Here is a 6,905-nt window from a genome sequence, read left to right on the forward strand (position 1 = left end):
GATGTGGCGGTGCGTTCCGTCACGCCGCCCTGCCCTTGAAGCGGTCGAGCGCGGCCTCCAGCGAGACGAGCTCGCGCTCGCCGCCGGCACGGCGCTTGATCTCGACCTTGCCCTCGGCCAGCCCCTTCGGGCCGACGATGATCTGCCAGGGCACGCCGATCAGGTCGGCGGTGGCGAACTTGGCGCCGGGCCGGTCATCCGTGTCGTCGAGCACGGCGTCGTAGCCCTTGGCGAGCAGGTCCTTGTAGATCCGCTCGCTGGCGCCGTCCGTCGCCGCGTCGCCAGCCTTGAGGTTGATGACCGCAATGTCGAAGGGCGCGATCTCGTCGGGCCAGACGATGCCGGCATCGTCATGCCCGGCCTCGATCAGCGCGGCGACCAGCCGGCTCGGGCCGATGCCGTAGGAGCCGCCATGCAGCAGCACCGGCTGGCCGTCCGGCCCGGCCACCGCCGCGCCCATCGGCTCGGAATACTTTGTGCCGAAATAGAAGATATGGCCGACCTCGATGCCGCGCGCCGAGACGCGCTTGTCGTCCGGAACCGCCTCGAAGGCGGCCTTGTCGTGCATCTCTTCCGTCGCGGCGTAGAGGCTCGTCCACTTGTCGACGACGCCCTGGAGGCCCGCGACGCTGTCGAAATCGGTATCGGCAGCCGGCGTCTCGAAGGTCAGATAGTCGCTGTGGCAGAACACCTCGCTCTCGCCGGTCGAGGCCAGCACGATGAACTCGTGGCTGAGATCGCCGCCGATCGGGCCGGTATCGGCCTTCATCGGGATCGCCTTGAGGCCGAGCCGCGCGAAGGTGCGCAGATAGGCCGTGAACATGCGGTTATAGGCGTGGCGCGCCGTGTCCTTGTCGAGGTCGAAGGAATAGGCGTCCTTCATCAGGAACTCGCGGCCGCGCATCACGCCGAAGCGCGGACGCACCTCGTCGCGGAACTTCCACTGGATGTGATAGAGATTGAGCGGCAGGTCCTTGTAGGATTTGACGTAGGCCCGGACGATCTCGGTGACCATCTCCTCATTGGTCGGGCCGTAGAGCATGTCGCGGTCGTGCCGGTCCTTGATGCGCAGCATCTCCTTGCCATAGGCATCGTAGCGCCCGCTCTCGCGCCAGAGATCGGCCGACTGGATGGTCGGCATCAGGATCTCGATCGCGCCGGACCGGTTCTGCTCCTCGCGCACGACCTTGCAGATCTTGTCGAGCACGCGCAGGCCCAGCGGCAGCCAGGCATAGATGCCGGCCGATTCCTGGCGGATCATGCCAGCGCGCAGCATCAGCCGGTGCGAGACGATCTCCGCCTCCTTCGGCGTGTCGCGCAGGAGGGGCAGGAAGTAGCGGGAAAGGCGCATCGGGAAACCTGTCGGAGGGCGCCGCGCGGGAGATCGCACGACGAGTCGCTTCACCTGAGAGACACCATCGCTCTCGGCAAAATGCAAACCAAAATCAGCAGAAAGCGGCGGAAGATGGCGAAGTTGTGCCTTTCGTCCCTGGCCTCGCGAAGGCCGGGATGGCCCTTTGCCTCAACTCTTCGCGAAGCGCTCCTTGAGCGCCCTGAGCACGGGTGCCGGCACGAAAGGCGAGACATCGCCCCCCATCGCGGCGATCTGGCGCACCAGCGTCGCAGTGATGTAGCGCACGCCCGGCGAGGCCGGCAGGAAGACGGTCTGGATGTCCGGCGCCATCGTGCCGTTCATGCCCGCCATCTGCATCTCGTAGTCGAGATCGCTGCCGTCGCGCAGGCCGCGGATGATGATCGAAGCACCTGCCCGACGCGCCGCGTCGACGGCAAGATCTTCGAAGGTCACGACCTCCAGCGAAGCGCCTTTCGCAGCCAGAAGCGGCGTCGCGACCGCGCGCAGCAACGCGGCGCGCTGCTCGACGGAAAGAAGCGGCGTCTTGCCGGGGTGGACGCCGATAGCCAGGACGAGCCTGTCGCAGAGGCTGGCGGCGGCTGCGATCACGTCGGCGTGGCCATTGGTCACGGGGTCGAACGAGCCGGTGTAGAAAGCTGTGCGTGCCATGACGCCAGCGTTAGCTGCTGACCCGGCAGACGACAAGCGGCATCAAGGCCTTGCGGCCCTACGCTGCGGCGCCCGTCAGCACCTGCCCCAAGGCAAACGGATGCAACGTCAGGAGAACGGCACGATCGTGGCGAGGGCAGCGGCACTGCCGATGATGATCGAGGAGAAGACAAGCAGGGAAGCCATGAAAGATACACGGCGAGGATGGGCATAGGACAGGCGGACATACATGGAAACGACCTTCAGCGAATCGCGACATATCCGGTTTCCTTTGGGTGATGGCCGCTGCGGGCCGTCCCAAGGCGAGATCGTGACCAAACAGTGACGCCGGGCCGGTTGTTCCGGCTTTGCATTGCCTTTTCATGCGTCTCGCGCCTAAACGACCCGGCCATGCTGACGATCAACGACATCACCTACCGCCTCGGCGAGCGCCTGCTGCTCGACCATGCCAGCGCCGCGATCCCCGACGGAGCGCGCGTCGGGCTCGTCGGTCGCAACGGCACCGGCAAGACGACGCTGTTCCGCATCATCACCGGCGAGCTCGGCACCGAGGGCGGCTCGGTCAGCCTGCCGAAGGGCCGCCGCATCGGCGGCGTGGCGCAGGAAGCGCCGGGCGGGCCGGAATCGCTGATCGAGGTCGTGCTCGCCGCCGATACCGAGCGCATGACGCTGATGAAGGAAAGCGAGACCGCGACCGATCCGCACCGCATCGCCGAGATCGAGACGCGGCTCGCCGATATCGGCGCGCATTCCGCGCCGGCCCGCGCCGCGATGGTGCTGCACGGCCTCGGCTTCAACGAGGAGGCGCAGCAGCGCCCCTGCTCGGACTTCTCGGGCGGCTGGCGCATGCGCGTCGCGCTGGCGGCCGTGCTGTTCTCCGAGCCCGACCTGCTGCTGCTCGACGAGCCGACCAACTATCTCGACCTCGAAGGCACGCTCTGGCTCTACGATTATCTCGAGCGCTACCCGCACACCGTGCTGGTGGTCAGCCACGACCGCGAGCTGCTCGACACCAGCGTCGACCACATCCTGCATCTCGACCAGGGCAAGCTGACGCTCTATCGCGGCGGCTACTCCTCCTTCGAGAAACAGCGCGCCGAAAAGCAGATGCAGCTCGTCCGTGCGAAGGAGAAGCAGGACGCCGAGCGCAAGCACCTGCAGGCCTTCGTCGACCGCTTCAAGGCCAAGGCCACCAAGGCGCGCCAGGCGCAATCACGCGTCAAGCGGCTGGAGAAGATGGAGACGATCGCGGCGATCATCGACCGCGATGTCCAGCCCTTCGTCTTCCCCGGACCGGAGAAGCCGCTCTCGCCGCCGATGATCGTGCTGGAGGATGCCGCCGCCGGCTATGGCGAGCGCAAGGTGCTCTCCCGGCTCAACCTCTCGCTGGCGCCAGACGACCGGATCGCGCTGCTCGGCTCCAACGGCAACGGCAAGTCGACCTTCTGCAAGCTGATCGGCGGCAGACTCGATCCGCTCTCCGGCGAGATGAAGAAGTCGAGCAAGCTGGAGACGGCCTATTTCGCCCAGCACCAGCTCGACGAACTGCGACCCGAGGATACGCCGGTCGGGCATGTGCGCGACCTGATGCCGGATGCGCCGGAAGCCCGGGTGCGCTCCAAGGCGGCCCAGATCGGCTTCCCCGCCTCCAAGGCCGATACGCCGGTCAAGCTGCTTTCCGGCGGCGAGAAGGCGCGGCTGATGCTCGGGCTCGCCACCTTCCACGGCCCGCATCTCCTGATCCTCGACGAGCCGACCAACCATCTCGACATCGACAGCCGCACGGCGCTGGTCAACGCGATCAACGACTATCCCGGCGCGGTCATCCTCGTCAGCCACGACCGTTTCCTGATCGAATCCTGCGCCGACCGGCTCTGGCTGGTGGCGGGCGGCACGGTGAAGAACTTCGACGGCGACATGGAGGACTACCGCTCCTTCGTGCTCGACAGCGCCAAGGCCGAGCGGCGCGGCAAGCCCGCGCCCGAGTCAGGCGCGGCCAAGCCCAAGGTCGACGAGCGCAAGGAAGCCGCGACGAAACGGGCCGCCCAGGGGCCGCTGCGCCAGAAACTCAACCTGGCCGAGGCGCGCATCGCCAAGCTGACCGGGCTGATCGAGAAGGTCGACGCCGCGCTCGCCAACGGCGCCTTCTCCCGCGAGCCCGACAAGGCTCTTCAGCTTTCGCGCCAGCGGGCGGAGCTGGCGGAGGCCCTGACGGCAGCCGAGGAGGAGTGGCTGATGCTAGGCGAGGAGCTGGAGAGCGCCTGAGGCATCAGGTCTGCCGGACGGCCCGATGTCCGGGATGTGGCACTGCCGCGACCGGCGGCCCTACTGGCGCGGGACGCAAGCGCCGAGCCTCAGCATGGTGCCGGCCGGACAGGCATTGGCGCCGGTGGGCTGTGAGATGGACCGGACGGATTCGCAGCAGAAACCGCGGACGACATAGCCGCTCGGGCAGCCGCCGGAGAGTTCCATCCGGTCCTTGCCGTCTCGCGTCGGACGACACGAACCGGCCGCGAGGGCGTCATGGGCGATCCCCAGCGCGGCAGCCGCAAACAGCGCAGCAAAGGTAGCGCATCTGACCATGGGCGATGATCTCCGATGGCGGCGGAGGGATTCCGACCGCTTCTCCCAGCTTATCCCTTCCCCGGCGCGGGGATGCGAGTCGGGCGATTGCCGGTAAATGGCGTCTGCGACCGGAGCGCGTTGCGTCGTTCTAGCTGGCTGGATCGTACATGAATTCGCGGAGCTCCTGCGAACAACGGCAGGCCTGCGCGAGCTTCGCCGCCCACTTCACCGCCTCTGCGCGCGTCGGCAATTCCAGCACCGTGAACCCGCCATTGAGGCGGCTGCCCGGATAGGTCCCGTCGGATGCCGACCCATCCTCGGAGACAAGCACAGGGTCGACCTGTTCGGCGATCCCTCCTCCGAAGACATAGACGCCCGCCGCCTTGGCCTCCTCGATGACCGCACGAGAGTCGACAGCGGCGGCGGCCAGCTGCTCGTCCGTGAGCACCATCGCCTCGCTCGGAAAGGAAATGAGGTATTTGGTCATGACGCGATGATGCGTGACGGTTTCGGCAGAAACAAGCAGGCTGCTTGGCGGCTCTCCTTGCGGGAATGTCTGAAACGGGTCGGGAGCGGACCGCACCGAGAGGCAGCTCAGGAAGGCGCACATGGAAGACAAGCTGGCCTACTCGTTCTTTACCGCCGTCCTCGCATCGCCGCTTCTCATCGCTGCTTTCAGCGCGAACTTGTTAGTACGAGGCGTTGGTATTCTGGGGACCGCCGCCGTTACGCTTTGGATCGCGGCAATCCTCTTCTTATAGCAGCGCGCACGTCTCGGCGAAGAATATGCAGGCGGCCTTGGCGATAAATGGCCCGCAACGGGTGGAAGCAGGCGCCTGACCTGCATCCATCTCAAGGCAATGGGTTTCACCGCAGCATTACGCCCGCCGCCGCGAAACCACGACGCGGCAGATCAAATGCCAAGTAGCGGCGCGGTCGCCGCTTTAGCAGTGCCCCCACGTCATCAGGAGATCGGCTGTCCGAGCAGATAGAGATACGGCGCAAACAACACCTTGAGATAAGGGATGTTGCGGCCGCCCATTGTGCTCGCGACATCGCCCCAGCGCGCAAGGCCGAAGGCGCAGCCGATCCAAATGATCGCTGAGAACTGCCAGAGCTCTAGCATGCGCCTGGTGCTGAGCGAGAGACCTAGCCGATTGAAGCAGGCGGCTAACAGGAGCAGAGGCGGCGCGAAATTCGCGACGATACCGATTGCCCCGAAGACGAGTATAGGGAAGACCACCATCGACGACACAAACGTCACGAACGGAATTGCAAGAATGACCGAAAACACGGTCGCTCCGATCAACTGGCGGTGCGTCAGGACCATATCGGCTCCAGRGGGCATCAACCCAATTTGYRGCGATACGCTAACCAGAAGCGGTTCATAACTGATGAAAAGGGAGCGTCGGCGCCGATCGGCCCACTGCTACCAATGAGGCTTCATCACCGAGTCCGCGGCCGCGCGCCGAAACGCCCGGAGCCTAAGGATTGTTTTAGGCCGTGAAACCGCAACCCGGGGACGTCCGGTCGGGAGCGGACAGCAAGGGCATTACAAATTCAAAACCACATATTCCGGCGTGCCGCACTTCATGCTGCCGATCAGCGGTGCCCGGTACTGATAAGTGACGGTCCCGCCGCATATTGGACACGGAGCCTGAGAGACGAAAGGCTGATGGCCGTGTTCTCGCTCAAACCGTTTCTGCAATTCGTAGACCGGGGCCATGAGTGCATCGAGGCGCTTCTGAACTTCTGGACGCTGCAGCGCCTCGGGAGAGGCCTTCATCTCGGCAGCGAAGCCATCCCAAAGGGCCTTTGGGTTTTCGGTCATCTCGCCACCTTTGAGGGCTGCCGCCTAGAGGCGAAAAACGCGCCTGCGACCAGAGTTATCCCAGAGGCCATGGGCAAGAAAACATGGAACATAAAACAGGCCGAAAGAAACGCCGGAGACAGTGAGAAAGGAGCCGGCGGCGCCAATGTAAAATTGAGCAAAGCCGAGAAAGAGACACCAAATTCGGATGATTGCTGATCTCTTCTCACAGCGCCCATTTTCCCAAAAAATTACCGACGGGGACAAACGTCCGCAACGGGTGGTGGTCTCAATCGGTAATCGCAACACGCTACTTTTCCTTTGGAGATGGAGCGTGGGTGATGAAGCAGCGGCGGCGGATCTACTATTCGGCGGCCCAGCGGGCTGAGATCTGGGATCGCTGGAAGGCCGGCGAGTCGATGAGTTCGATTGGGCGGCGGTTCGATCGGGAGTCCTCTTCGGTGTTCTCGGTGCTTTCGCCGACGGGCGGCATTCGGCCTCCAGACC

General features: G+C 64.9%; 8 protein-coding genes. 3 read left to right on the top strand and 5 right to left on the bottom strand.

What is annotated here, in order from left to right; translation table 11 throughout:
* Positions 1–19: 19 nt before the first annotated feature.
* The 3 genes from proS to AC1DVA_RS03820 all read right to left on the bottom strand — a co-directional run bounded on the left by proS (position 20) and on the right by AC1DVA_RS03820 (position 2,341).
* A complete protein-coding gene (gene proS / locus AC1DVA_RS03810; protein ID WP_476805026.1) occupies positions 20–1,351 on the bottom strand; it encodes a proline--tRNA ligase in 1,332 nt (443 codons plus the stop codon).
* A gap of 171 nt (positions 1,352–1,522) precedes the next feature.
* Positions 1,523–2,023 carry a pantetheine-phosphate adenylyltransferase gene (gene coaD / locus AC1DVA_RS03815; RefSeq protein ID WP_476805027.1) on the bottom strand — a complete coding sequence of 167 codons (501 nt, stop codon included), beginning with the start codon at positions 2,021–2,023 and terminating at the stop codon, positions 1,523–1,525.
* Positions 2,024–2,131: 108 nt separating this feature from the next.
* On the bottom strand, positions 2,132–2,341 hold the full coding sequence (locus tag AC1DVA_RS03820; protein ID WP_476805028.1) for a hypothetical protein: 210 nt from the start codon (positions 2,339–2,341) through the stop codon (positions 2,132–2,134).
* Between the two features lie 72 nt (positions 2,342–2,413).
* Between AC1DVA_RS03820 and AC1DVA_RS03825 the strand changes: the two genes are divergently transcribed.
* The gene (locus tag AC1DVA_RS03825; protein ID WP_265053570.1) at positions 2,414–4,288 is read left to right on the top strand and encodes an ABC-F family ATP-binding cassette domain-containing protein; all 1,875 of its coding nucleotides are present in this window, start codon (positions 2,414–2,416) and stop codon (positions 4,286–4,288) included.
* 448 nt (positions 4,289–4,736) lie between these two features.
* Here the strand turns inward: AC1DVA_RS03825 and AC1DVA_RS03830 are convergent, their stop codons facing one another.
* Positions 4,737–5,198: a YciI family protein gene (locus AC1DVA_RS03830; RefSeq protein ID WP_476805029.1), complete on the bottom strand. Its 462-nt coding sequence runs from the start codon at positions 5,196–5,198 to the stop codon at positions 4,737–4,739.
* Here AC1DVA_RS03830 and AC1DVA_RS03835 point away from each other — a divergent pair.
* Positions 5,197–5,349, top strand: a complete 153-nt coding sequence (locus tag AC1DVA_RS03835) for a hypothetical protein (RefSeq protein ID WP_265053263.1) — start codon at positions 5,197–5,199, stop codon at positions 5,347–5,349. The two genes, AC1DVA_RS03830 and AC1DVA_RS03835, sit on opposite strands and share 2 nt — an antisense overlap.
* Before the next feature lie 203 nt (positions 5,350–5,552).
* Here the strand turns inward: AC1DVA_RS03835 and AC1DVA_RS03840 are convergent, their stop codons facing one another.
* A complete protein-coding gene (locus AC1DVA_RS03840; RefSeq protein WP_476805030.1) occupies positions 5,553–5,918 on the bottom strand; it encodes a hypothetical protein in 366 nt (121 codons plus the stop codon).
* Between the two features lie 345 nt (positions 5,919–6,263).
* Between AC1DVA_RS03840 and AC1DVA_RS03845 the strand changes: the two genes are divergently transcribed.
* Positions 6,264–6,617 (top strand): hypothetical protein, encoded by a 354-nt coding sequence (locus AC1DVA_RS03845; protein ID WP_476805031.1) that lies wholly within the window; start codon positions 6,264–6,266, stop codon positions 6,615–6,617.
* The last annotated feature ends 288 nt before the right edge of the window (positions 6,618–6,905 follow it).

This window comes from Allobosea sp. P4_C6 (assembly GCF_056402015.1).